Origin of the sequence: Mesorhizobium sp. M0244, from assembly GCF_040321795.1 — a bacterium.
Taxonomy (GTDB): domain Bacteria; phylum Pseudomonadota; class Alphaproteobacteria; order Rhizobiales; family Rhizobiaceae; genus Mesorhizobium.
Map to the genome: position 1 here is coordinate 97139 of NZ_JAMYSE010000002.1, position 24538 is coordinate 121676.

The window sequence follows — 24538 nt, forward strand, 5'->3', positions numbered from 1 at the left end:
CAAGGTCGTTCACCTTCAGTGCAACATGCGCTAAGTGCTGTTCGCTATGCCCTAAAGGGACTTGCCATGCGGCGCTTTCCGACCCTTCTCACCTGGCTCGCCTTTCCGGTCTATGTCTGGCAAGGGCTTGGCGTGCGTCGCCGCACCACCCGCATGCTGCCGGCACAAGGTCCGGTCATCCACGAGATATCAGGCCAGGCGCCGGCAATTTCGCTTCTGGTGCTTGGTGATTCCTCCGCCGCATCGGTTGGCATCGGCCATTCCGAAAACGGATTGGCTGCGCAACTGGCCGTTCTGATTGCGCAACGCACCGGCCGCGCCGTGCGCTGGCGGGCAGCCGGCTTCAACTCGGCAACCTCAGGCCAGATCCGCGACCATGTGCTGCCCAATCTGTCGGCCGATCCGTGGACGCACATCGTGCTCGCCATCGGCACCAACGACGCCAAGAATTTTCATTCGGTACCGCGCTTCAAGCGCGATTTTGGCGGCCTGCTTTACGCACTGCGCGCCAAATGGCCGGAGGCGCGCGTCGTGTGGTCGCCGGTGCTGGAGTTCACCCGGGCGCCGGCAATGCCGCCGCTGCTCGGCAAGATCCTCGAAATCCGCGCCGTCGAGATGAACCGGATGGGCGAGCGTCTTTGCCTCGAGCGCGGCGCGATACCGGCACCCCGCCTGCCGATCACCGATGCCGAGGCCGGCTTTGCGTCGGATGGATTTCATGCTTCGGAAGCCGGCTACCGAGCCTGGGCGGAACATCTGGTCGGCTTGGTGCTCGCCAACGAACCCGGCGTCGCGTAATGGGCCGTCGGCACTACGTCCAATGCCCGAGCACCGCCGTTATCGAAATCGCCGCCATCGCCAGCAGCGCCAGCTTCCAGAAATCGCTGCGCCGCTTCAGCCCCAGCCAGCCGAGCGGCTTGATGAGCTGGATGACCATCATGGCGATGATGACGAGCGCGAGAAGTTTCGACATGCAGCCTTTGATCAGCATCGCGGCTGGCTGTCAAAGCGCTCCGGGATCGCCATCTTTCCATTGCGGCAAGCCTCTTTTTTCAGCGCTGCCTGATCACTTCGGCGGACAAATCGGAACGCCGGTCATGAGAGCCGCACCCTCCTGACAGACTGTTGTCAGCAGGGGTGTGCGATAGTGTCTCCATCGAAAGAGAGGAGACCAGCCATGAACGGTTTTACCATTCTGCGCAGCGTGCAGCACTATGTCGGCAAGATCCGGACGATGCGCAACGAGATCCGCACACAGCGTTTCATGAATACCCTGCCGGCGGACATCCGTAAGGACATTGGCTGGCCGGACATGTATGGCGACCGCCGCAATGGCGGCAATTGAGGCAGTCTTTTCTGCACGGCGTTTGGATGCGGCCCGGCGACGAGCTTAAGTGGGCATGCTGAAGCCTCCTGACAGGATGGTGTCAGGAGGCTCGTGCCATAGTGCGATGGCCGTCAGAGACGGACGGCCGAGAGGGCGATCGATGAAAAGCTGGAACGACAGGCTGAACACGCCTGGCATCAACGGCATAAAACCGTCGCCACGCGCCATGGCTGACGTCGTCGAAGGCCAACCGATGCTGGTTCCGACAGCTCGCCAAGTCGATGCATTCGTCCGCTCCATCCCCGAAGGCATGGCCATGGATGATTGCGCTTTGCGCACCGCGCTTGCCATCGAGCACGGTGCCGAGGTGACATGTCCGGTCACCATCGGTTATCATCTGCGCACCGTCGCCGAGGCCGCCAACGAGGATCTTGAGCATGGCATGGCGCTGAGCGACATTGCGCCGTTCTGGCGGGTGCTCGACGCCGACACGCCGACAACGAGGAAACTATCCTTCGGCGCGGCCTTCGTCGCCGCGCAGCGCAAGCGCGAAGGGCTGGAACAATAGACGCCGAGGGACCATACGATGCGCCGCGCCGACAGGCTCTTCCAGATCGTGCAGCATCTGCGCGGTGGCCGTCTGGTCACCGCCCAGAAGCTGGGCACATGGCTCGAGGTTTCCGAGCGGACCATCTATCGCGACATCGCCGACTTGCAGTCGACCGGCGTGCCGATCGACGGCGAGGCTGGTGTCGGCTATATGATGAGGGAGGGTTTCGACCTTCCGCCGCTGATGTTCACGCGTGACGAGATCGTCGCCCTGGTCGCCGGCGCCCGCATGGTGCGCGCCTTTGGCGGCGCGGCCATGGCGCGAGCCGCCGACGAGGCGCTGGTCAAAATAGGCGCCGTGTTGCCCGACGCCGAAAAGGACAGGATCGCCCGTACCGAGATCCACACGCCGATGTGGGTGGTAAGCGATGCCGCCCGCGAAGCCATCGACCTGATCGAGCGGTCCATCGAGAAACGTCAGGTGCTGACCATCGACTATTCGGATGAGGCCGGCCGCAGCACCGCGCGCGACATCCGCCCGCTTGGCCTGTGGTTCTGGGGTAAGGTGTGGACGCTGGTCGCCTGGTGCGAGATGCGCGGCGATTTCCGCGCCTTCCGCATCGACCGCATCGCCTCGGTGGTCATCGCCGGTCGCACCTTCAAGCCGGAGCGCGGCAAGCAGCTCGCCGATTTCTACCGCGCGGTGGAACGCAGCGAGGACTACGGCATGGCGCCCGACCGGGCGGCGCGAAGCTGACACGGGAGATCACAAAAAAGCCCGCTTGAAAGCGGGCTTTTTGTTTTGGATGCGAGACCCTACTCCTCTTCGTCGGCGTCCTTGTCCTTCGACTTCAGCGCCGAAAGCTTGGCGAAGACGGCGTTGGCGTCGAGTTCGCGGTCCTCGTCCTTCGGCTTTTCCGGCGCCGGCACCAGCCGTTCGGTCAAGGCCGCCGGCAGCAGCGTATCGCCGGCCGGCTGGGCCTGCTCGCGGCCGCGCGAGGCGCGGTTGATTTCCATGTCGAGGTCGATCTGCGACGTCAGGCCGAGCGTCACCGGATCCATCGGCTGGAGATTGGCGGAGTTCCAGTGCTTTCTGTCGCGGATCTGGTCGATCGTCGACTTCGTCGTGCCGACGAGGCGGGCAATCTGCGCATCCTTCAACTCGGGATGGTTGCGCACCAGCCAGAGGATGGCGTTGGGCCGGTCCTGGCGCTTCGACAGCGGCGTGTAGCGCGGACCCTTGCGCTTGGATTCCGGCACCCGCACCTTGGGATCGGAGAGCTTCAGCCGGTGGTTCGGGTCCTTCTCGGCGCGCGCGATCTCGTCGCGAGTGAGCTGGCCGGTCATGATCGGGTCCATGCCCTTGATGCCTTGCGCCGCCTCGCCGTCGGCGATCGCCTTGACCTCAAGCGGATGCAGTCCGCAGAACTGCGCAATCTGCTCGAAGGAGAGCGCTGTGTTGTCAACCAGCCAGACGGCGGTCGCCTTTGGCATCAGCAGCGTATTGGCCATTACAAAAATCCTTCTCGTTCGCCCGCGTTCCCGCGCGGGCGGTGGTTTAGAGCCACCAAAAATGGGAAAATCGTGGCCTATATAACCGCTCCCTCGCCGTTTCGCAATGTTTTTGGGAGACGCGCGTCAAGGACCTCAGCGCAGCGACCAGCAGACCGCCAAGGGTCGGGACGCACTGAAGCGATGCGGTCGAAAGCTTCAAAAAAGACAAAGCCCGCCGGACCAAGGTCAGGCGGGCTCGGAACCGGCGACGGAAATCCGTCTGCGGCGGCTCTGGCTTCTAAGGCTTGATCCCGAACCGCGACTCGGCGCTGCAGAAAAGCAGCGCCCGGTCGTCGGGCGAGATCATGCTCGAGATCAAAGCCCTTGGCGGGCGATTCTCTCGATGTCGCCGCGGTTGATGCCGAGGTCGTTGAGCTGACGAGCGTTCAGCCGGTTCAGTTCGCGCACGGTTTCATTGTACATGCGCCAGTTACGGAAAGCGCGGATCGGGTTCATGGTAGTCCTCCATCGTTTCGATGCCACTCAAATAGGCATCGGCGATGAAAAATTGAACAGACGCTTTTGCATGGCCGCAATGCGTTTGTTGCATTGCACAATTAAGCTTTCGTTCAGTCTGTTTGCCGGCCGTCAGGCGACATCGAGCACGATCTTGCCGATATGCTCACCGTCCTCCATCCGCTCATGCGCCCGCCAGGCTTCCTTGAGCGGGAAGATCATGTCCATGACGGGTGCCACCTTGCGGGTGCCGAGCAGCGGCCACACCTGCGCCTCCAGCGCGGCGGCGATTGCCGCCTTGAACTCGACGGTGCGTGGCCTCAGCGTCGAACCGGTATGGATGAGCCGCTTGACCATGATCTTCGAGAAATCGGCGCTGGCCACCGCCCCGGCCTGCGTGGCGATCTGGACGATGCGGCCTTCGAAAGCCGCGGCCTCGTGGTTTCGCGCCACATAGTCGCCGCCGACCATGTCGAGGATGACGTTGGCGCCGCGGCCAGCGGTTGCTTCCTTGACCGCGGCGACGAAATCCTCCTGGCGATAGTTGATCGCCCGGTCGGCGCCGAGCTTCAGGCATGCGTCGCACTTCTCCTGGCTGCCGGCGGTGGTGACGACATAGGCGCCGAATGCGGAAGCAAGCTGGATCGCGGTGGTGCCGATGCCGGAGGAGCCGCCATGGACGAGCAGCGTCTCGCCGCTCTTCAGGCCGCCGCGCTCGAACACATTGTGCCAGACGGTGAAGTAGTTTTCGGGCACTGCCGCCGCTTCGGTGTGGGTAAAGCCGGCGGGCAGCGGCAGCACGCTGCCGGCGTGGACTTTGACATATTCGGCATAGCTGCCGCCCGGCGTCAGCGCGCAGACCCGGTCGCCGACGCGCCAGCGCGATATCTCGTCACCAAGGGCGGCGACTTCGCCCGCCGCTTCGAGGCCCGGCAGATCTGATGCTCCGGGGGGCGGCGGGTAGGCGCCCTTGCGCTGCTGTATGTCCGGCCGATTGACACCGGCGGCACGCACCCGGATCAGGATCTCGCCGGGGCCGGGTACCGGCACGTCGCGCATTTCCGGTTTCAGCACTCTCGGCCCGCCGGGTTCCGAGATTGCGATCGCCGTCATCTTCGCCGGAATTTTCTGTCCGCTCACCATGAATTGTCCCGTCGTATTTCGCCGATTTCTTGCCGGCTATTTGCATCAGCGCCGTTGCCCTATGTATGCTCATTGGCAAATCAGGCAAATGGGCACGGAGGAGCGACGATGGCGATCTTCGACGACGAACCCAAGAAAAAAGCGCGCCCGCACGAGATCGGCCAGGATTTGTCGCTGCTTTCCGTCGATGAATTGTCCGAACGGATCGGCATCCTGCGCGACGAGATTGCGCGGCTGGAAGCCGAGCTCAAGACCAAGGGCTCCACCAAGTCGGCGGCAGAGGCGCTGTTTCGCCGCGGATAGTTTCTGAGAGTAATTCCAAAAGCTGGGGCATGCCGCCGAAAAGCCCGAATGCGGCTGTCTCCAGACCTGTGCCCCGAACTCCAGCCGGATTGAAAAATGTTCGCAAGCTACAGACCGATCCTCTCGCTGCTGCGCGGCACCGCGTTCCTCCTTGCGGCATCCGGACTGCACGGGCTGCTGCTGCCGTTGCGCGGCCAATTGGAAGGCTTCTCGACGGCATCACTCGGCCTGATGGGCACAGCCTGGGCCGGCGGCTTTGTCACCGGCTGCTTCTTTGCGCCGCGCATCGTGCGCCGTGCCGGTCATGTCAGGGCTTTCGGCGCCTTTGCCGCGTCGGGAGCGATCGTCGCGCTGCTCACCGGCCTGATCATTGACGAATATACCTGGATCCTGCTGCGGGCCTTCACCGGCTTCACCATGGCCGGCGCCTTCATGGTCATCGAAAGCTGGCTGAACGAGAAGGCCACCAACGAAAACCGCGGTACCGTCTTCGGCCTCTATATGATGGTCACCTATGCCTCGATCATGGGCGGTCAGATGATCGTTGCCGGCGGCGATGTGAAGTCGGCCTCGCTGTTCATGATCACCGGGATTCTGTTCTGCCTGTCGCTGATCCCGACGGCGGTCTCGACGGCGTCGCACCCCAAGCCGCTGCAGGACGTGTCGCTCGACGTCAAAGGGCTCTATGTCAATTCACCGGTCTCGGCGATCGCCTGCGTGCTGATCGGCATCGCCAACGGCGCCTGGGGTACACTTGGTGCCGTCTACGGAGCTCGCATCGGCATCTCGACGGCCGAGATCGCGCTGATGATGAGCCTCGTGGTCATTGCCGGCGCCGCCATGCAGCTTCCGGCCGGGCGGCTCTCCGACACGACGGACCGTCGTTTCGTGCTGGCGGGCGCGGCGTTCGGCGCTGCGCTGTTCGCCATCGCCATCTTCCTGTTCGAACCGCGCTCCGGCGTCTTCGTCATCGTCTGCACCGCCGCCTACGGCGCCTTCGCCTACACGCTCTATTCGATCGCGGTGGCGCATGCCAACGACCATGCCCGATCGGAAGATTTCGTCAAAGTGTCGGGCGGCCTGCTGCTGCTTTATGGCTTTGGCACGATGATCGGTCCGCTGCTGGCCGCCGGCCTGATGGGCTGGATGCGTCCCGAGGGGCTGTTCCTGGCTACTGCGCTCGCGCATCTCTGCCTGGCCGGCTACACGCTGCTGCGCATCAGCCGTCGCGCGCCGGTGCCGATCGAAGGCCGCGATGCCTTCAAGACCCAGCCGGCCGACCGCTCGGTGACGCCGGAAGCGTTACGGCTCGACCCGCGCAGAAAAGCTGAAACCGACGGTTGAGATTCGAGACGCTTTGCCCCACAAATAAGGCATGATGCTTTCCGACGCCTTCATGGCGATTGCCGATCCCAACCGGCGCTATCTCTTGGAAGAGCTCCGGCGCGGACCGAAGACCGTCAACGAACTGGCCTCCGGCTTGCCGGTGTCCCGTCCGGCCGTTTCGCAGCACCTGAAGGTGCTGCTTGATGCCGGGCTGGTCAACGCCAAGCCGGAAGGCACCAGGCGCGTCTATACGGTCAGCAATGCCGGCTTTCTGAAGCTCAACATCTGGCTCGACCAGTTCTGGGATGCGGAGCAGCTCGGTACACCCGGAAGCTGAGAGGTGTCGTCAGCGCGTCGAGCAGCTCATGCAGCATCGGGCCTAGCCATTGTTGTAGGGGAAGAGCTTGAAATAAGGCTGCGCTTCCTCGATCACACGGGCAACCGACGGGCGCCGCAACAACCGGTCGTGATAGCGTCTCACCGCGGGATATCTGTCGCCGAACGGCTCGACCTTGTTGGCGTAGAACAGCGCCGGGGCGGCGGCGCAATCGGCCATGGTGAAGCTCGTGCCCACCGCCCATGTCCGCGACTGCATGTCCTGTTCGATGATGGCGTAGGAGCTGCGCAGTTGGGCGCGTGCCTCCTCGACGCCGAACGGATCGGTCTTGCCTTCCGGCCGCAGGCGGTCGACGACGATCTTCTGCATCGGTTCCTGGACGTAGAAGTCATAGAAGCGGTCGGCAAGCCGGGTCTGGCGGGCGAGATCGACATCGGCGGGGATCAGCTCGACCGGTCCGGGATAATACGCGTTGAGATATTCGATGACGATCGTCGATTCCGGCACGGTCCGGCCCAGCGCATCATCGCGCAGCACCGGCATCTTGCCGGCCGGCCATAATTTCAGGAACGCGGCGCGCGACTGTTCATTGCCGAGGTCGACGACGACCGATGTGAATGGCGTGCCGTTCTCATAGAGCGCGATCAGTGGCTTCCAGCAGAAGGAGGCCAGCGGATGAAAATGCATCGTCAGGGACATTGTTTTTGCTCGTTCCTTTGGTGGTTCGTCTCGCGGACATCCGATGTCCGGGTTCGGCCCGCTATTTACTGCCTTGGCTGTGGGTGACGATGGCATCGACGATCGCGGCCCAATCATCGGGATGCAGCTCGTGGCCGCCGCCCTCGATCCGGACCAGCCTTGCGCCGGCGACCGCGTCGGCCAGAGCAGCGCCATGCTCGACCGGAAAGATCGGATCGTCGGTGCCGTGGACAACGAGGAGCGGGGTCTTCATATCGCGCAGCCGCCCCTTCCAGTCCTGCCCGCCGCCCTTGAGCATGAAATGATTGGTCGCGCTTAGAAAACCACCGGACCGGTCGTAATCCTGTTCGACGAAAGCCCGCGTTCGCTGCTCGTCGAAGGTATGCGCGGTGCCGGCGAGCGCACGCGCGTCTTTGACGATGAAATCGATCGCCTGGCGGCGGTCCGACCAGTCGACCTTCGCGCCCTCGGCCGAATGCATCCTATAGGCCTCGGTGGTTCCGGGCAGATGCGACGTATCGATGCCTAAGGGCGAGCTGCTGATCACCGTAAGCGAAATGACACGCGACGGGTATTTCAACGCAGCGAGCTGCGCGATCATGCCGCCCATCGACATGCCGACCACATGCGCCTTTCGGATTCCATGGTCGTCAAGGACGCGGATGGCATCGCCTGCCATGTCGTCGAATGTATAAGGCGGCTCGCCCGGTGCGTATTTGGTCGAACGGCCGGTATCGCGATTGTCGTAGCGGATCACGAAGCGACCTTCGCCGGCCAGCTTCCGGCAAAACGCTTCCGGCCACCAAAGCATGGAAGCCATGGCGCCCATGATCAACAGTACCGCCGGATGTGCCGGATCGCCGAATGTCTGGGACACGATTTCGGGTTGTTTCGCATTTCTCACGGCTTTCCTCCTTGCGCTCCGAATCCGATTGCATTTTGCAATCAGTTGCACGATATTAAAACCGATACGATAATGCAACCGGTTTTTGGAGATTCGCATGAACATCGATCGCCGGTCCCGATGCCCGATCAACCTGTCGCTCGAAGTGTTCGGCGACCGGTGGAGCCTGATCATCCTTCGCGACATCATCTTCGGCGGCAGACGCCACTTTCGCGAGTTGCTCAACGGCTCGGTGGAGGGCATTGCCTCCAACATCCTCGCCGACCGGCTGAAGCGGCTGATGGAGCTCGGTATGCTGACCAAGGCGGACGATCCCTCCCACAAGCAGAAGGCGATCTACAGCCTGACTGAAATGGCGATCACGCTGGTGCCGATCCTGGCGCATCTCGGCGCCTGGGGCCGCGTCTGGCTGCCGGTTAGCGACGAGCTCTCGATCCGTGCCGAGCTTCTGGAAAAAGGCGGCCCGCCGATGTGGGAGCAGTTCATGAACGAGCTGCGCCACGAGCATCTGGGCACGTCTCCCGCGCCATCTGGACCCACCGTCCGTGCGACCTTGCAGGCCGGATACGATGCGGTGATCGCCCGCAAGGCGCAGCGAGTTGGCTGCGATCCGGCGCCGTGATCAACTTATTTTCCCAATTAAGGGCTGGCTCTGCTATCAAGGGGGCTGAAAATAATTCACGGGATTGGATAACGCTCTTGGTCGAGAACTCTAAGGATACTGCCCGTGCGCGGGCCGATTTGCGTTTCAAGAAACAGGAAGAGGCAGCTACGGTTCGCCAGAAGGCGATGGCGGAATATGTCGCCGAGAGCGACGCTCGCCAGGCCAAAACCAACAAGCTGCGGGCGCTGCGCCTCGCCAAGGAAGCGGAAGACCTGGCCAATGCGCCTCCGGCCCCGGTGAAGAAGCCTCGCGCCAAGAAGAAGTAGGCCCGGCGCTCCCCAGAACGCATAGCTTCCTTTCGTACGCGAAACAGTTTCACTGGGATCTGTTCTGCCGGTCGATGACTGATGCGTTTAGGAGACTGCCATGACCGAACTGACGCTCGATAAAGCCATTGAGATCATCGATGCTGCCTTCGCCAGGGGTGCTGAGCTCAAGCTCAGGCCGCTGGGCGTCTCGGTGCTCGATGCCGGCGCCCATCTGGTCGCGTTCCAGCGTCAGGACGGCGCCTCGTTCCTGCGTCCGCAAATGTCGGCCGGCAAGGCCTATGGCGCGCTCGCTATCGGCATGGGCTCGCGCCGGGTGGAAGCCTTCGCCAAGGAGCGCCCCCATCTGATCGCCGGCGTTTCCGACGTGTCGGGCGGGCGCGTCCTGCCGGTCGTCGGTGGCGTGCTGATCCGCGACAAAGCCGGCGCTGTCATCGGCGCCGTCGGGATTTCCGGCGACACGTCGGACAATGACGAGGCAGCTGCCATCGCCGGCATTGAGGCGGCCGGCTTCAGCGCCGATCCAGGCTGAGCCAAGGCTTTTAATTCATGTTGATGTCGCGGCTGGCCGACCGCATCGACACCGAAAAGCCGGCCAGCACGTCGATCAGTGCTATAACCATCAGCGTGAAGAAGACGGTATGGGCGGCGCCCTTCACCAGCAGGAACTCGACCAGATACGCCACGAAAACGAAGGTCGACAAAAGGTGGTCCATGATCGAGGCGTTCGTTGTTCGCGTCGACTTCACCACTTCGACGAACAAGAAGATCAGTGCGATCAACACGATGAGATCGCCGAGGGTCATCGAGAACACCCCGCCCGACATCATCCGGACCGAAAACATTTCGGTCGCCCACGGATCGTCGCCGCTGCCGAATATTCCCAGAAGCCCGAGATTGTAGAGGATGAAAGGCACGATCAGCAGCGGAATGGCACCGAACATGTGGCGGCTCCGGTTGGACTGATCTTTGTAGAATGCCCGCGGCGTTCGCCGTCAAGAATTTTCGTGCGGCCCGCAAACACGGACAAAGACGGCGTGAAACAACAATGTCAGCCCCCGGCCGATATGATCAGTGGTCACAAACGCAAAAAGCCCGGCCAGTGGCCGGTCTTTGCAATCATAAACCGTCGAAAGCTCTCTCAGCTTTCCTTCGGCTCCAGAACCTGGCGACCGCGATACATACCGGTCTTCAGGTCGATATGGTGCGGACGGCGCATCTCGCCGGAGTTCTTGTCCTCGACATATGTCGGGGCCTTCAGTGCGTCGGCCGAACGGCGCATGCCACGCTTCGACGGAGAGGTTTTTCGTTTCGGAACGGCCATGGATATGCTCCACTACATGGTCAAAACGCCCCCGCTGCCCTCGTGAAAGGGCCACATCAGGGGCCGGAATCTGAGAAAGTCGGGTGCCTATACACGCCTGACGGCGTTTTGGCCAGCGTCGCCGTGATTTTTTTTGACACTATCGCAGGCAACCGACATAGGCGCCGGCCCGGCCCGCGCGCCGTTCGATCAACGCGGCAAGCCGCCTCAGTCCCGGCCCGGGCTTCGCCGGATTGCGCGCGATCGGGTTCGGCAAGGCGACTGCAAGCAGTGCTGCCTGCCGGCGCGACAGCTGTTTTGCTGAGACGCCGAAATGGTGCTGGGCGGCGGCCTCGATGCCGTAGATGCCCGGCCCCCATTCGGCGATGTTGAGGTAGATCTCCATGATCCGCCGTTTCGACAGCACCGCATCGAAATAGACGGCCAGCGGCAGTTCGACGACCTTACGGACCGAGCCCAGGGGCCGCGACCATAGATAAAGGTTCTTTACCGTCTGCATGGTGATGGTCGAGGCGCCACGCGTCATCTCGCCGGCGAGCGCATCGTCGACGACGCCGCGCAACTCGCCTAGATCGACGCCGCGATGGAAACAGAACTGCCCGTCCTCCGACATGATGACCGAATATGCCAGCACCGGCGCGACATCGTCGATAGAAACCCAGCGCCGATCGTAGCCCGAAAACGTCGCCAGGTCCTTCAGCATCAATGTCGACACCGGATGCACGAATGACGGCAGGTACAGGAAGGTCAGCACCACCGGCACCAGCGCCAGCACGGTGGCGACGGCGATGCCGCGCCGGACCCAGCGTTGAAGACCGATGCGGCTGCCGCGTCTCGGTCTCGCCATGTCCAACCCTTCGGTTTCGTGATCGACGATCGGTTCCGCCAAACTACCCAATCCGCGCTACTCCCTGCCCCGGCATAATGGCGCTTGGCTTCTTGCGCAACGTCTGAGTGTCGGCTACCGCTCCCGGCCATGACGAAAGACGACCAAATGGCGTTCGAGGCCGCACTTATTGCCCGGGCAGCTCCGCTCGAGGTGCTGCTGAGACAGCTGCTCGACGGACGCACGCTTTCAGGCGAGATCGCGCGGCCCGAACGCCTGATGACGGCAATGCGACATGGCGTGCTGAACGGCGGCAAACGACTGCGTCCCTTCCTGGTTATGGAAAGTGCTGCACTGTTTTCAGCCGACGGCGAGCCGGCGCTGCGCGTCGCGGCGGCGCTCGAATGCGTGCATTGCTATTCGCTGATCCATGACGATCTGCCGGCCATGGACGACGATGATTTGCGCCGTGGCCAGCCGACGGTGCACAGGGCTTTCGATGAGGCGACCGCCATTCTTGCCGGCGACGCCTTGCTGACGCTTGCCTTCGACATCCTTGCCGACGAGGCGACAATGCTGCCGGCCGAGCGCAGGGCAGCGCTGGTGCTGGCACTGGCCCGCGCCGCAGGGGCGGGCAGCATGGTCGGCGGCCAGATGCTCGATCTTGAGGCCGAACAAAGCCGGCCGGACGAGGCTGGCATCATCCGGCTTCAGGCGATGAAGACCGGTGCGCTGATCCGCTTTGCCTGCGAAGCGGGCGCCATCCTTGCCGGCGCGCCGTCGGGCGACCGCGAAAGGCTGGCCGAGTTCGGCTCTGCGATCGGGCTTGCCTTTCAGCTTGCCGACGATCTGCTCGACCTGACCGCCGACGCGCATCAGATGGGCAAGGCAACCGGCAAGGATGCCGCGGCCGGCAAGGCGACGCTGGTCGCGCTGCACGGACCGGACTGGGCGCGGGACCAACTCCAGGGCCTCGTCGACCAGGCTCATGCGCTGCTCGAGCCCTATGGCGAACACGCCGCGCTTCTGAAGCAAGCAGCGAAATTCGTGGCGGCCCGCAACAATTAGAGCTGCTCCCTGTGGCGCGCCGTGAGCCACGGAGAATTGGCGACTGTTAGGCCAAATGCCTTAGCGCAGCCGGCCGATCGGGATGATTTCCGGCGATGTCGGACCATATGGCTCGCCACGCCAGTCGAGTAAGTGATGACGCCGGCAGCGGGATCGCGCCGGAAATCATTCCACGCTCTTATCGTACCCAGCTCGGGATGCCTCAGCTCCCGTTCGGACCGTTCCGGCATCCACTCGAGCCATTCTTCGGCGGCAGGGTTCCGCGGCTCGGGTCGACAGCGGTCAGCCTTCGCCAGTTGTCTTTTCCACCACCGGCTGCGGAACCGGTTCCGGCTCGGCCGCCGCCTCGTCCGCCTGCGCTTCGGCCGGCTTGCGCCGGTTGCGGATGAAGGCGGCGATGCGGTCGCGGATTTCGCCGGCGCTGAGGAACACCGGAACGCGCGCCACCGGCGCGGTCGGCTCGAAGGACAGGCCAAGGCCGGTGATCCTGCCCTTGTCGTCGACGTCGCGGACGATCAGCTCGATCGGGCCGAGCAGCACGCGGTCGGCATATTCGGCGTGGCGGCCGAGTCGCGCCGTGACCAGATCGCCAATGGTGAGCTTGCGTTCCGCCTCGGTCAGGCCCGGCGCGTAGGCGGTCTCCAGTTCCTCGGCGGAGCGTGACGGATCGACGGCGAAGGCGCCGAAGAAATCCGCGTCCTCGGGATCGACCACGGCACGGCTGGCGAACAGCTTGTCGAGCAAGCGCGGATAGCGGTCCGGCACGAAGATGTAGACGTGGTCGCCGGCCGCCAGCCGGCCCATGTCCTGGAAGCGCATCGAGCGTCCGTCGCGCAGCACCAGCGACGGCCGCGCCCAGCGCGGAATGCGTTCGCCGCGCGCCACCGGGCGGCCGGGTGCCACGCGGTAGGCGAGAAGCTCGTGATGGGCGGAGCCCGGGAGTTCCAATTCGACCTTGTCGAGCGGTCCCAGGCGGGCCGGCACGATCAGGCCGAGGCGGCGCGCCAGCGGTCCGACGGTCCATCCCTGGATGACCAGCGAGACCAGCACGATGATGAAGGCGGTGTTGAAGATGAGGCGGCCGTTCTCCAGGCCGCCGAGCAGCGGCGTGATGGCAAGCAGGATCGACACGGCGCCACGCAGGCCCACCCAGGAGACAAAGGCGACTTCCGGGCGCGGCAGACGGAACGGCATCAGGCAGAGCCAGACGGCGATTGGCCGTGCCACAAATATCAGGAACAGGCCGAGCAGCACCGCCGGCACCAGGATCGCCGGAAATTGCGAAGGCGTCGCGAACAGGCCGAGGATCAGGAACATGATGATCTGCGCCAGCCACGACATGCCGTCCTGGAAGCGCTTGAGAATAGTGACGGCGCGGATATCGGAATTGCCGGCAATCAGGCCTGCGAGATAAACTGCCAGGAAGCCGGAGCCGCCGACGGCGCCGGCGGCAGCGAACACCATCAGCGACAGCGTCAGCACGAAGATCGGCAGCAGGCCGTGATCGAGATTGAGGCGATCGACAAGGCGCACGATGGCCATGCCGCCGAGAATGCCGATGACAGCGCCGAGCCCCATGTTGACAAGGAAACCGACGGCAAGATCGGTGACCAGCACCTTGGCCTCGGGGTGGGTGTTGGCGGCGATGACCTCGACCAGCGTGATGGTCAGGAAGATGGCGATCGGGTCATTGGTGCCGGATTCCACCTCGAGGGTGGAACGTACGCGCTCGCGCAAATTGATCTCGCCGGCGCGCAGCAGGAAGAACACCGCCGCGGCGTCGGTCGAGGCGACGGCGGCACCGAGCAGGAAGGATTCCAGCCATGTCAGGTCGAGCAAATAATAGGCGGCGGCGCCGAACAGGCCAGTGGTCAAAAGGACACCGAAGGTCGCCAGCGACAGCGCCGGCCCGGCCGCCTGTCGCAAGGCGTTGAGCGGCGTGCCGAAGCCGGAATCGAAGAGGATGACCGCCAGTGCCAATGAGCCGGCAAAATAAGCAAACCGGGCATTGTCGAAGTGGATGCCGAGACCGTCGGTTCCGGTGGCGAGGCCGATGCAGAGAAACAGCAGCAGGAGAGGGGCGCCGAAGCGGAAGGCGATCAGGCTCGAAAACGCGGCGGCAACGACAAGCGCTGCGCCAACCAGCGTCACGAGATAGATCCCATGCTCCATTCGTTGATCGCCCCCTCTAATCGGTATGCCTCCGGCATCACGGGAGAGTGGGGCGAAGACATGGCCGCTGCAAGGCGGCGACGTGGTTTTTTGCCCTATGCCGCTGATTTGCGGACGGTTGGCGCATCTCGCGCTCCTGGCACGGGAGCCTGCTTCCGACGATCGCGTTACAACGAAAAACGCCCGGACGGAGCCGGGCGTTTCAAAATCGAGAAGACGATTCTGCGATCAGGCGATGGTCTTGCCGAAGGCGACGGCGGTATCCCCCATGCGGTTGGAGAAGCCCCACTCATTGTCGTACCAGGACAGCACCGAAACGAAGTTGCCGTCCATGACCTTGGTCTGGTCGAGCGCCACGATCGAGGAATGCGGATCGTGGTTGAAGTCGATCGAAACATTGGGGTGACGGGTGACGGCGAGGATGCCCTTCAGTTTGCCGTTCGAAGCGGCGATTACCGCGTCGTTGATTTCCTGGACGGTGGTCGGCCGCTTGGCGATGAACTTGAAATCGACGAGCGAGACGTTCGGGGTCGGCACGCGGATGGAGATGCCGTCGAGCTTGCCCTTGAGCTCGGGCAGTACCAGGCCGATGGCCTTGGCGGCGCCAGTCGAGGTCGGGATCTGCGACAGCGCCGCGGCGCGGGCGCGGTAGAGGTCCTTGTGCATGGTGTCCAGCGTCGGCTGGTCGCCAGTGTAGGAATGGATCGTCGTCATTATGCCCTTCTCGATGCCGACGGCCTCATTCAGCACGGCCGCCAGCGGCGCCAGACAGTTGGTGGTGCAGGAGGCGTTCGAAATGACGATGTGGTCCTTGGTCAGCTTGTCGTGATTGATGCCATAGACGACGGTCAGATCGGCACCCTCCGCTGGGGCGGAGACGAGAACGCGTTTAGCGCCGGCCGTGAGATGGGCGGCGGCCTTGTCGCGGGCGGTGAAGATGCCGGTGCATTCGAGCGCGATGTCGATGCCGAGTTCCTTCCACGGCAGTTGCGTCGGATCCTTGATCGCGGTGACCTTGAATTTTTCCTTGCCGACGATGATCTGGTCGCCGTCCACCGTCACCTCATGCGGAAAGCGGCCATGCACGCTGTCGAAGCGCAGCAGATGCGCATTGGTTTCGACCGGGCCGAGATCGTTGACGGCGACGACGTCGATATCCTTGCGGCCAGATTCGTGGATGGCGCGCAGGATATTGCGGCCGATGCGGCCGAATCCGTTGATGGCAACTCTGACGGTCATTGTTCTCTCCCTGGGAGTTGGAGGCCGAAGATCAAGTCCGCAGCTTCATAACGGCGGACGGGCAAAGAATCCAGCCGCCGAGGCTCGGATTTAAATCGATTAGTGCTCCACCGGCCGGCAAAACCGCTATGCCAGCCTTTGCCGGTCGGGGCTCACTTTCATTTGCGGTGCAGGCGGGCTTCCGCCGCCTGCACCGTTGCTTCGGCGGTAATGCCGAAATGCGGATAGAGCTGTTCGATGGTGCCGGAGGCGCCGAAGCCGGTCATGCCGATGAAGATGCCGTCGGTGCCGATGAAGTGATCCCAGCCCTGGCGGATGCCGGCTTCGATGGCAATCTTGAGCGGCGCATTGCCGATCGTTCTGCTGCGATAGTCGGCGCTCTGCTTATCGAACAATTCGAAGCACGGCACCGAGACGACGCGGGTCGCATGGCCGTGCTTTTCCAACGCCTCGCGGGCGGCCAGCGCGATCTCGACCTCGGAGCCCGAAGCGAAGATCGTCACCGCGGCTTCACCGCTGGCGGCGGCAAGTTCATAGGCGCCGCGGCTGCTGAGGTTTTCCGCAACGAAGTCGTTGCGTACCGTCGGCAGGTTCTGCCGGGTCAGCGCCAATGTCGAAGGCGTCTTTTCCGACTCAATGGCCAACTGCCAGCATTCCGCGGTTTCGACCGCGTCGGCCGGGCGGAAGACATTGTGGTTCGGGATGGCGCGAAGTGCTGCCAGATGCTCGACCGGCTGATGGGTCGGGCCGTCTTCGCCAAGGCCGATCGAATCATGGGTCATGACGAAGATCGAGCGGATGCCCATCAACGAGGCAAGCCGCATCGCCGGACGGGCATAATCGGAAAAGCACATGAAAGTGCCGCCATAGGCGATAATGCCGCCATGCAGCGTCAGCCCGTTGAGCGCGGCCGCCATGCCGTGCTCACGAATGCCGTAGTGGACATAGCGCTGGCCATAATCGTCGGCAGTGATGTTCTTGGTCTGGCTGGTCTTGGTGTTGTTGGAGCCGGTCAAATCGGCCGAGCCTCCGATGGTTTCGGGCACGGCGCCATTGATGACCTCCAACGCCATTTCCGACGATTTGCGGGTGGCGACCTTTGGCTTGTCGGCGGCGAGCTTCTTCTTGTAATCGCCAATGACAGCGTCGAAGTTGGCCGGCAGCATGCCACTGGTGCGGCGTTCGAACTCGCCGCGCAATTTGGCATCGGCCTTGGCAAGGCGGCTTTCCCAGTCGGTGCGTGCCTTGACGCCGGTCTGGCCGGCGGTACGCCATGCGTCGAGGATATCGGCCGGAACCTCGAAGGGAGGATAATCCCAGCCGAAGAATTTTCTGGCGCCGGCGATTTCCTCGGCGCCGAGCGGCGAGCCGTGCGCCTTGTTGGTGCCGGCCTTGGTCGGCGCGCCGAAGCCGATGGTCGTCTTGCAGGCGATCATCGTCGGCTTGTCGGAGTGGCGGGCCGCTTCGATGGCGTAAGCGATCGCTTCCGGGTCCTGGCCGTCGATATGGCTGGCATTCCAGCCGGATGCCTGGAAGCGGGCGACCTGATCGGTGTTGTCGGCCAGCGATACCGGGCCGTCGATCGAGATGTTGTTGTTGTCCCAGAAGACGATCAGCTTGTTCAGCTTCAGATGCCCGGCAAGCGCGATAGCTTCCTGGGACACGCCTTCCATCAGGCAGCCGTCACCGGCCAGCACATAGGTGTAGTGGTCGACGAGGTCGTTGCCGAAAGCGGCATTCATGATGCGCTCGCCGAGCGCGAAGCCGACCGAATTGGCGAGACCCTGGCCGAGTGGGCCGGTCGTCGTCTCGATGCCGGCGGCATGGCCATATTCCGGGTGGCCCGCGGTCCTCGATCCCAATTGGCGGAACTGCTTGATCTGGTCGATGGTGATGTCTTCGTAGCCGGTCAGATAGAGTAGCGAGTAAAGCAGCATCGAGCCGTGGCCGGCCGACAGGATGAAGCGGTCGCGGTCCGGCCAATGCGGGTTCTTCGGATCGTATTTCAGAAAGCGCGTGAACAGCACAGTGGCGATGTCGGCGCAGCCCATGGGCAGCCCGGGGTGGCCGGAATTTGCCTTCTCGACGGCGTCCATGGCGAGAAAACGGATCGCATTGGCCATCCGGTCATGTTGTTCGCGCGAGGTCATGCTTCCTCCAAAATGGGGGTTTGGGGCCTTGGGAGAGCCCTTGAAAAGGGTGCGCGACACATAGCAGGCGCGGCCTTTTAGTCAACAAATCGGTGTGCTTTTGCCGGTCTTGTGATGGCCATGCGCCAGTACATTAGCGTTAGCAGGGGACAGTCGCGACAGCTTTATTGACGTGCGGTTCACACGGCGCGTAATGTTTCAGGGATAACGCGTTCTGAACGTGAATGATTCGGTGATGGGCAGGGCGCAGGACGAAAGCCATGACCGGGGAAACGACCCTCAAGGAAGTCATTGCCAGGCTGGGTAAGGCTATCGAAGGGCTGGAAAACGCCGTCGCGGCCAAGCTCGAGCATGAGCGAGACTATTCGGAAGCCGAGGCCGAAGTGCAGCGGATGAACGCCGACCGCTCGCGGCTGGCGCAGGAACTCGACAATTCCGAGGCCCGCGCCGAACGGCTGGAAGATGCCAACAAGGAAGTGTCGCGAAGGCTGGTGACAGCCATGGAAACCATCCGCGCGGTACTGGACAGGTAGGCAAATGGCACAAGTCACGGTTTCCATCGACGGCAAGCAGTATCGGATGGCCTGCGACGAGGGCCAGGAAGAGCATCTGATCGACCTCGCCGAGCGCTTCGACCGCTATGTCTCGCATCTGAAAGATTCTTTTGGCGAGATCGGCGACCAGCGGCTGACCGTGATGGCCGGCATCATGGTCATGGACGAGCTTTCGGAACTGCAAAAGCGGGTCAAGGGCATGGAAAGCGAAGTGCTGACGCTGCGCAAGACGCGCGACGACGCACTGACCAAGGCCGACAAGAACGATTCCGTGCTGACCGGGGCGCTCGGCGCGCTGGCCCAGCGCATGGAAGACCTGGCGACGACGCTGGCAGTGAACAAGGCCTGAGCCAGCGCAGCAAAAATTCCTGCTGCATTTGCCGAGAAGCAATGAAAATATTTCGCCGCCGGCCTTGATGCCGGCGCAACAGGCGTTTGAAGGATGACGCCGGAGTGATAGAAAGGCAAAAGCAGCGCCGGTCAACGCCGGCTGCGATCTGCACTCACAGGGTAGGGACACGCCATGAGCCTTCGTATCAACGATATCGCACCGGACTTCACCGCTGAGACCACGCAAGGACCAATCAGCTTCCATGAATGGATCGGCGACGGCTGGGCGGTATTGTTCAGCCATCCGAAGAACTTTACGCCGGTTTGCACGACCGAACTCGGCACAATGGCCGGGCTCGAAGGCGAGTTCAGGAAGCGCAACGTCAAGATCATCGGCATCTCGGTCGATCCCGTCGAAAGCCATGGAAAGTGGCAGAACGACATCAAGACCGCGACCGGCCATTCGGTGAACTACCCGCTGATCGGCGACAAGGATCTCAAGGTCGCCAAGCTTTACGAGATGCTGCCGGCGGGTGCCGGCGAGAGCTCGGAAGGCCGCACGCCCGCCGACAATGCCACGGTGCGTTCGGTCTACGTCATCGGACCCGACAAGAAGATCAAGCTGGTTCTCACCTACCCGATGACGACGGGCCGCAACTTCGACGAAATTCTGCGCGCCATCGATTCCATGCAGCTGACCGCCAAGCACCAGGTGGCGACGCCGGCGAACTGGAAGCAGGGCGAGGACGTCATCATCACCGCTGCCGTCTCGAATGAGGATGCCATCAAGCGCTTCGGCGCCTACGAGACAATCCTGCCATATCTCAGGAAAACCAAGCAGCCTTCCTGAGCAGGCAGAGGCGGCACGGAGAATTTTCGGTTTTCTTGGCCGTATGAGCATGGGATGCTTGACGGCGCCTGGTTGACGGACAACCATGCCTTTCATTTGCCGTGGCAGAGAAAGTCATTCCTGCCACGGTGAGGATCAAGGGGGCTGGGATTGGACGCATTATCGGCCAGGTCGCAGGTCACCGGCTTCTATGACAAGCTGAGCGGGTCCGTCCAGTATGTGGTCGCCGACATGGCGACGCGCCGATGCGCCATCGTCGATCCGGTGCTCGACTTCGACGAAAGGTCCGGTGCAACGTCGACGAAAAACGCCGACGCCCTGCTCGACTTCGTCAGGGAAAGCGGACTGGAGGTCGAGTGGATCCTCGACACACATCCGCATGCCGACCATTTCTCCGCCGCCCACTATCTGAGGGGGAGAACCGGAGCGCCGACGGCAATCGGCGAAAAGGTCGTCGACGTCCAGAAATTGTGGAAGGTGATCTACAACTGGCCGGAATTCCCCGCCGACGGTTCGCAATGGGACAGGCTGTTCGCCGACGGCGCTACATTTTCGGTCGGCGGCCTTCCGGCACGGGTGTTGTTTTCGCCGGGCCACACGCTGGCCTCGATCACTTACGTCATCGGCGACGCCGCCTTCATCCACGACACGCTGTTCATGCCGGACAGCGGTACAGCAAGGACGGATTTTCCCGGCGGCAGCGCCCAGCGGCTTTGGCGCTCGATCCAGGACATCCTCGCCCTGCCGGACGAGACACGTCTGTTCGTCGGTCACGACTACCAGCCGGGCGGCCGCGAAGCGCGGTGGGAAAGCACGGTCGCGGAGCAGAAAGCTGGCAACATCCATTTTGCCGCCTGCAAGATGGAAGCCGACTTCGTCGCGCTCCGCGAGGCCCGCGACAGAACATTGCCAATGCCGCGGCTGATCCTGCACGCGCTCCAGGTCAACATGGACGGCGGACGTTTGCCGGAACCGGAATCCAACGGGCGCCGGTATTTGAAGTTTCCGTTGGATTGCCTGTGATGAGATGGATCGCTGGCGCCACAACTCTATTGCAAACTCGGCGCCGCCGCTCATCGCCCTGCGATGGTCACCTAAGTATTGATCCTGATCGATTTTTGCGACGTTTGAATCCGATAGGTCCCGTACGGGAAGACGGTGGCGGCAGCCGGATGAGGAGCGGCGCAGACGCCAGCCAGTCCAGCGTCAGGGTTTTGTTCGGCGGGCTAGATGTTCATACGTGATTTGCCAAGGCTCGCTCTCGGAAGATCTTTCCTCGCCGATCCAATGGAAGCTGTTGTCAGTGATCTCCGTGAAACGCCATCGAGTTTTCAGACCGCGCGAGTCATTGCCGAGCTGGACAATATCCTTGCCCTCGGCCCGGCCGATCTGGCGCGAGTGATCTCGGTTGAGCGGGTCGTTCCATATGATGTGCCAGCCATCGATCCCAGGATCGAAGATGCGCAAAGTCGTGCCATACATCGTGGACGGCGCAGGGCGCTTGGGCCTGAACCAAACGTCCTGAATCGCGCGGCCTTCGAGCACCCAGCCAAAATGGCATTCTCCATTCCATTTCTGGATTGTGCCGTCGTCGAGGTAGTGGACCGAGTCCATTTCCCAACTTCCGATTAGCCATCCATACAGGTCCATGTCTTTCGCTCGGTCGGCTGGGGGACCTTCGGATCCGAGAGCGGTGAGAAACGGAGAAATCGTCATCGTCATACCGCCTTTCGTTTCCAAACAGACGAGCTCAACTGCCCAGCGCAGCCCGGCGGCCCATTGTCGCGCCCGCCCGCCGCAAGCGCCGCGTCGTGGAATTTTGCGACGGCAGCCCGTGTCGGCGCCGGAACATTGCCGCCACAACTTGCAGCGTTGCGGTTTCCAGGGCTTGGGGAAAATTGCTATAATGCCGCTGTGAATGAGATCGTTTGCGAACGCGATAGCGAGCGGACCCGCCGGCATCTTTGGTGAAGCGGTAGCGCGTCCCATGGAGCGGGCAAATAACCGACACTGCCGCCCAGTCTATCAAAGCCTTTGACCGTGGAACCGCAGCGATCACGTCGATCTCAACCAGCATGCCTTCGAGGGCCAACGCAGACACAGGTATGAGAGTATTCGCCGGCTTCCTGTCGCCCCAGAGCCGGCCAGCTGGTCACACCGATGATTGAGCGGTTTATGGCGACGGATCGGGCGTTCGTGAAGGCGCGGCGGAACCGGCAACCCCAGCTAGATATGGCACCAAGGGACAGTTCTCCCGGCAGTCGGAGGACCCATTAAAAACGGCGGCGCCAGTTACCTGACGCCGCCGTTATTTGTTTCTATCGGAAGGCCTTACGCCGCCGGCTGCGCCTCAATGGTGCGCAGCGCCTGCATCTGGCGCTTGGCCGCGGCCTTGACCGCGTCCTGCACCTTCTCGAAGGCGCGCACCTCGATCTGGCGCACGCGCTCGCGGCTGATATCGAATTCGGCCGACAGCTCTTCCAGCGTCAACGGCTCATCGGCGAGGCGGCGCGCCTCGAAGATGCGGCGTTCGCGGTCGTTGAGCACGGCAAGAGCGCCGGACAGCATGCCGCGCCGGTTTTCCAGCTCGTCCTGCTCGATCAGCATCTCTTCCTGGCTTTCGTGGTCGTCGACCAGCCAGTCCTGCCATTCGCCGGACTCGCCTTCACTGGCCCGGATGGGCGCATTGAGCGAGGCGTCGCCCGACAGGCGGCGGTTCATCGACACGACTTCCGCTTCCGAGACGTTCAGCCGGGTGGCGATCTCGGTGATCTGGTCGGGCTTCAAATCGCCTTCGTCGAGCGCCTGGATCTTGCCCTTCACCTTGCGCAGGTTGAAGAACAGCCGCTTCTGGTTGGCGGTGGTGCCCATCTTGACCAGGCTCCACGAGCGCAGGATGTATTCCTGGATCGAGGCCTTGATCCACCACATGGCATAGGTGGCCAGACGGAAGCCGCGCTCCGGTTCGAATTTCTTGACGGCCTGCATCAGGCCGACATTGCCTTCCGAGATCACCTCGCCGATCGGCAGGCCGTAGCCGCGATAGCCCATGGCGATCTTGGCGACGAGCCGAAGGTGGCTGGTGACGAGCTTGTGCGCAGCCGTGGTGTCCTCATGCTCGGCGTAGCGCTTGGCGAGCATGTACTCTTCCTGCGGCTGAAGCATCGGAAAGCGGCGGATTTCTTCCAGGTAGCGGCTGAGACCGCCTTCGCCGGAAACGATACTGGGTAATGACTGGGCCATGACAGCGCCCCCTCTCTACTGGAGTGATGCCCCCGAAACGCGGCGGGCATGTGGCACGAATGCCAAAGGCACATTCGCGCCAACCGACATATATAGGAACAAAACCAGAAAGACAGGCATTTGTTCAACACGAAACAGTGTGTCACGCTGAAGTGAACAACGCCGGTCAGGTTTTCAGGTGGTTGGTTCAGAGCTTGCGGAAGCCGTCGACGAGTTCCTCCATGTCCCACGGTATCGGTGCTTCGAACCTCATCGTTAGATGGGTATCGGGATGGCGAAATGCAAGGAGGCGGGCGTGCAAAGCTTGTCGCGGAAACGCCTTTACCTTGCTCCTTAGCGGCTCGGGCAACCGATTGGCCTTGGTGCGGAAAGCCTGGCCGTATTCGGGGTCGCCGATCACCGGATGGCCGACATGGGCCATGTGGACGCGTATCTGGTGGGTGCGACCGGTCTCCAGCCGGCATTCGACCAGGCTCGCCGTGGCGAATTCCTGCTGCTGCTCGCCAAAGCGCTCGACGACGGTGAAATGCGTTATGGCATGGCGCGCATCGTCGCGGCCTTGCGGCACTACGGCACGGCGTACCCGGTCGGCGGCGCGGCCGAGCGGCGCGTCGACCGTCCCGGTCGGCCTTGCCGGTATGCCCCAGACCAACGCCAGATAGGCGCGCTCGAGATTGCCGGTCAGGCCGTGGTCGGCAAAGGCCTCCGACAACGCCTTGTGGGCGCGGTCGGTCTTGGCGACGACCATGACGCCGCTGGTCTCCTTGTCGAGGCGGTGGACGATGCCCGGCCGTCTCACGCCGCCGATGCCGGACAGGCTGTCGCCGCAATGATGGATCAGCGCGTTGACCAGCGTACCGGTCCAGTTGCCGGCCCCGGGATGTACGACCAGCCCGGCCGGCTTGTTGATGACGATCAGCGCGTTGTCCTCGTAGAGGACGTCCAGCGCAATATCTTCGCCTTGCGGCGCCGCCGGTTCAGGCTCCGGCATGTCGACCGACACGCTGTCACCTTGTGCCATCTTGCGCTTCGTCTCTTCGACCTGCCTGCCGCCGATCCTGACCGCGCCCTGCTTTATCAGCATCTGCACCCGGCTGCGCGACATGTCGGGGCCGAGCTTGGCCGCCAGCCATTGGTCGAGCCGCTGGCCGGCGGCATCGGCGCCCGCCTCCAGCACGATCGGTCCGGCCCCTATTAATTGTCTGACCTCTTCGCTATGAGCGCTCATCGAAAACAGTTCCGGAATCTGCTGCC

31 protein-coding genes are annotated in these 24538 nt (G+C 62.8%); 16 read left to right on the forward strand and 15 right to left on the reverse strand.

From position 1 onward, the window contains the following. The first annotated feature begins 66 nt into the window (after positions 1-66). A complete protein-coding gene (locus tag NKJ08_RS02730) occupies positions 67-798 on the forward strand; it encodes an SGNH/GDSL hydrolase family protein (RefSeq protein WP_352522800.1) in 732 nt (243 codons plus the stop codon). A gap of 13 nt (positions 799-811) precedes the next feature. Here NKJ08_RS02730 and NKJ08_RS02735 read toward each other — a convergent pair whose 3' ends face one another. After that, a complete protein-coding gene (locus tag NKJ08_RS02735) occupies positions 812-973 on the reverse strand; it encodes a hypothetical protein (RefSeq protein ID WP_352522799.1) in 162 nt (53 codons plus the stop codon). Positions 974-1177: 204 nt separating this feature from the next. On the opposite strand from NKJ08_RS02735, the gene NKJ08_RS02740 reads away from it, so the two are divergent. The 3 genes from NKJ08_RS02740 to NKJ08_RS02750 all read left to right on the forward strand — a co-directional run bounded on the left by NKJ08_RS02740 (position 1178) and on the right by NKJ08_RS02750 (position 2633). Then, complete coding sequence (locus NKJ08_RS02740; protein ID WP_254816537.1) at positions 1178-1345, forward strand: hypothetical protein; 168 nt, start codon at positions 1178-1180, stop codon at positions 1343-1345. A 142-nt stretch (positions 1346-1487) separates the two neighbouring features. Continuing rightward, on the forward strand, positions 1488-1895 hold the full coding sequence (locus tag NKJ08_RS02745; protein ID WP_352522798.1) for a hypothetical protein: 408 nt from the start codon (positions 1488-1490) through the stop codon (positions 1893-1895). Positions 1896-1913: 18 nt separating this feature from the next. Beyond that, positions 1914-2633, forward strand: a complete 720-nt coding sequence (locus NKJ08_RS02750) for a helix-turn-helix transcriptional regulator (RefSeq protein WP_023678491.1) — start codon at positions 1914-1916, stop codon at positions 2631-2633. Between the two features lie 59 nt (positions 2634-2692). Here NKJ08_RS02750 and NKJ08_RS02755 read toward each other — a convergent pair whose 3' ends face one another. From NKJ08_RS02755 to NKJ08_RS02765, 3 genes are all read right to left on the reverse strand, one after another. Continuing rightward, positions 2693-3388 (reverse strand): DUF1013 domain-containing protein, encoded by a 696-nt coding sequence (locus NKJ08_RS02755; RefSeq protein ID WP_352522797.1) that lies wholly within the window; start codon positions 3386-3388, stop codon positions 2693-2695. A gap of 357 nt (positions 3389-3745) precedes the next feature. Then, complete coding sequence (locus NKJ08_RS02760) at positions 3746-3886, reverse strand: DUF1127 domain-containing protein (RefSeq protein WP_023720976.1); 141 nt, start codon at positions 3884-3886, stop codon at positions 3746-3748. Positions 3887-4018: 132 nt separating this feature from the next. Further along, the gene (locus tag NKJ08_RS02765) at positions 4019-5029 is read right to left on the reverse strand and encodes an NAD(P)H-quinone oxidoreductase (protein WP_352522796.1); all 1011 of its coding nucleotides are present in this window, start codon (positions 5027-5029) and stop codon (positions 4019-4021) included. Positions 5030-5137: 108 nt separating this feature from the next. On the opposite strand from NKJ08_RS02765, the gene NKJ08_RS02770 reads away from it, so the two are divergent. From NKJ08_RS02770 to NKJ08_RS02780, 3 genes are all read left to right on the forward strand, one after another. Further along, entirely contained in the window at positions 5138-5332 is a 195-nt protein-coding gene (locus tag NKJ08_RS02770; RefSeq protein ID WP_023678495.1) for a DUF1192 domain-containing protein, read from the forward strand. Positions 5333-5428: 96 nt separating this feature from the next. After that, on the forward strand, positions 5429-6676 hold the full coding sequence (locus tag NKJ08_RS02775; protein WP_352522795.1) for an MFS transporter: 1248 nt from the start codon (positions 5429-5431) through the stop codon (positions 6674-6676). A 31-nt stretch (positions 6677-6707) separates the two neighbouring features. After that, the gene (locus NKJ08_RS02780) at positions 6708-6995 is read left to right on the forward strand and encodes an ArsR/SmtB family transcription factor (protein WP_352522794.1); all 288 of its coding nucleotides are present in this window, start codon (positions 6708-6710) and stop codon (positions 6993-6995) included. Between the two features lie 42 nt (positions 6996-7037). Here the strand turns inward: NKJ08_RS02780 and NKJ08_RS02785 are convergent, their stop codons facing one another. Both NKJ08_RS02785 and NKJ08_RS02790 read right to left on the reverse strand, forming a co-directional pair. Further along, positions 7038-7694, reverse strand: coding sequence for a glutathione S-transferase family protein (locus NKJ08_RS02785; RefSeq protein WP_352522793.1), 657 nt, complete (start codon positions 7692-7694; stop codon positions 7038-7040). A 61-nt stretch (positions 7695-7755) separates the two neighbouring features. Beyond that, positions 7756-8598 carry an alpha/beta fold hydrolase gene (locus NKJ08_RS02790; protein WP_352522792.1) on the reverse strand — a complete coding sequence of 281 codons (843 nt, stop codon included), beginning with the start codon at positions 8596-8598 and terminating at the stop codon, positions 7756-7758. 97 nt (positions 8599-8695) lie between these two features. Here NKJ08_RS02790 and NKJ08_RS02795 point away from each other — a divergent pair, with 97 nt between their 5' ends. From NKJ08_RS02795 to NKJ08_RS02805, 3 genes are all read left to right on the forward strand, one after another. Then, positions 8696-9220 (forward strand): winged helix-turn-helix transcriptional regulator, encoded by a 525-nt coding sequence (locus NKJ08_RS02795; RefSeq protein WP_352781185.1) that lies wholly within the window; start codon positions 8696-8698, stop codon positions 9218-9220. A gap of 77 nt (positions 9221-9297) precedes the next feature. Then, the gene (locus tag NKJ08_RS02800) at positions 9298-9528 is read left to right on the forward strand and encodes a hypothetical protein (RefSeq protein ID WP_023678501.1); all 231 of its coding nucleotides are present in this window, start codon (positions 9298-9300) and stop codon (positions 9526-9528) included. Positions 9529-9628: 100 nt separating this feature from the next. Beyond that, positions 9629-10060: a GlcG/HbpS family heme-binding protein gene (locus NKJ08_RS02805; RefSeq protein ID WP_352522790.1), complete on the forward strand. Its 432-nt coding sequence runs from the start codon at positions 9629-9631 to the stop codon at positions 10058-10060. Between the two features lie 10 nt (positions 10061-10070). On the opposite strand, the gene NKJ08_RS02810 is transcribed toward NKJ08_RS02805, so the two are convergent. The 3 genes from NKJ08_RS02810 to NKJ08_RS02820 all read right to left on the reverse strand — a co-directional run bounded on the left by NKJ08_RS02810 (position 10071) and on the right by NKJ08_RS02820 (position 11750). Next, on the reverse strand, positions 10071-10472 hold the full coding sequence (locus NKJ08_RS02810) for a hypothetical protein (RefSeq protein WP_352522789.1): 402 nt from the start codon (positions 10470-10472) through the stop codon (positions 10071-10073). A 197-nt stretch (positions 10473-10669) separates the two neighbouring features. Next, positions 10670-10852, reverse strand: a complete 183-nt coding sequence (gene rpmF, locus NKJ08_RS02815; protein WP_006203806.1) for a 50S ribosomal protein L32 — start codon at positions 10850-10852, stop codon at positions 10670-10672. A 139-nt stretch (positions 10853-10991) separates the two neighbouring features. Beyond that, entirely contained in the window at positions 10992-11750 is a 759-nt protein-coding gene (locus NKJ08_RS02820; RefSeq protein ID WP_352522788.1) for a transglycosylase domain-containing protein, read from the reverse strand. 78 nt (positions 11751-11828) lie between these two features. On the opposite strand from NKJ08_RS02820, the gene NKJ08_RS02825 reads away from it, so the two are divergent. Next, on the forward strand, positions 11829-12746 hold the full coding sequence (locus NKJ08_RS02825) for a polyprenyl synthetase family protein (RefSeq protein ID WP_352522787.1): 918 nt from the start codon (positions 11829-11831) through the stop codon (positions 12744-12746). 282 nt (positions 12747-13028) lie between these two features. On the opposite strand, the gene NKJ08_RS02830 is transcribed toward NKJ08_RS02825, so the two are convergent. The 3 genes from NKJ08_RS02830 to tkt form a co-directional block, all read right to left on the reverse strand. Continuing rightward, positions 13029-14918 (reverse strand): potassium/proton antiporter, encoded by a 1890-nt coding sequence (locus NKJ08_RS02830; RefSeq protein WP_352781187.1) that lies wholly within the window; start codon positions 14916-14918, stop codon positions 13029-13031. A 228-nt stretch (positions 14919-15146) separates the two neighbouring features. Next, positions 15147-16157 carry a type I glyceraldehyde-3-phosphate dehydrogenase gene (gap, locus tag NKJ08_RS02835; RefSeq protein ID WP_352775509.1) on the reverse strand — a complete coding sequence of 337 codons (1011 nt, stop codon included), beginning with the start codon at positions 16155-16157 and terminating at the stop codon, positions 15147-15149. Positions 16158-16315: 158 nt separating this feature from the next. Then, positions 16316-18307 (reverse strand): transketolase, encoded by a 1992-nt coding sequence (gene tkt / locus NKJ08_RS02840; protein WP_352775512.1) that lies wholly within the window; start codon positions 18305-18307, stop codon positions 16316-16318. 260 nt (positions 18308-18567) lie between these two features. Between tkt and NKJ08_RS02845 the strand changes: the two genes are divergently transcribed. The 4 genes from NKJ08_RS02845 (at position 18568) to NKJ08_RS02860 (ending at position 21064) form a co-directional block, all read left to right on the forward strand. After that, on the forward strand, positions 18568-18840 hold the full coding sequence (locus NKJ08_RS02845; RefSeq protein WP_006200774.1) for a DUF4164 domain-containing protein: 273 nt from the start codon (positions 18568-18570) through the stop codon (positions 18838-18840). Between the two features lie 4 nt (positions 18841-18844). After that, positions 18845-19210, forward strand: coding sequence for a cell division protein ZapA (locus NKJ08_RS02850; RefSeq protein WP_254816554.1), 366 nt, complete (start codon positions 18845-18847; stop codon positions 19208-19210). A gap of 174 nt (positions 19211-19384) precedes the next feature. After that, entirely contained in the window at positions 19385-20041 is a 657-nt protein-coding gene (locus NKJ08_RS02855; protein WP_352522783.1) for a peroxiredoxin, read from the forward strand. Between the two features lie 150 nt (positions 20042-20191). Next, positions 20192-21064, forward strand: a complete 873-nt coding sequence (locus NKJ08_RS02860) for an MBL fold metallo-hydrolase (RefSeq protein ID WP_352522782.1) — start codon at positions 20192-20194, stop codon at positions 21062-21064. A 183-nt stretch (positions 21065-21247) separates the two neighbouring features. On the opposite strand, the gene NKJ08_RS02865 is transcribed toward NKJ08_RS02860, so the two are convergent. Next, positions 21248-21655, reverse strand: coding sequence for a hypothetical protein (locus tag NKJ08_RS02865; RefSeq protein ID WP_352522781.1), 408 nt, complete (start codon positions 21653-21655; stop codon positions 21248-21250). A 534-nt stretch (positions 21656-22189) separates the two neighbouring features. Here NKJ08_RS02865 and NKJ08_RS02870 point away from each other — a divergent pair. Further along, positions 22190-22318, forward strand: coding sequence for a DUF2274 domain-containing protein (locus NKJ08_RS02870; RefSeq protein WP_352523063.1), 129 nt, complete (start codon positions 22190-22192; stop codon positions 22316-22318). Between the two features lie 54 nt (positions 22319-22372). Here NKJ08_RS02870 and rpoH read toward each other — a convergent pair whose 3' ends face one another. Continuing rightward, positions 22373-23284, reverse strand: coding sequence for an RNA polymerase sigma factor RpoH (gene rpoH / locus NKJ08_RS02875; RefSeq protein ID WP_023720954.1), 912 nt, complete (start codon positions 23282-23284; stop codon positions 22373-22375). 187 nt (positions 23285-23471) lie between these two features. After that, complete coding sequence (locus tag NKJ08_RS02880) at positions 23472-24512, reverse strand: RluA family pseudouridine synthase (RefSeq protein WP_352775520.1); 1041 nt, start codon at positions 24510-24512, stop codon at positions 23472-23474. Positions 24513-24538 lie beyond the last annotated feature (26 nt).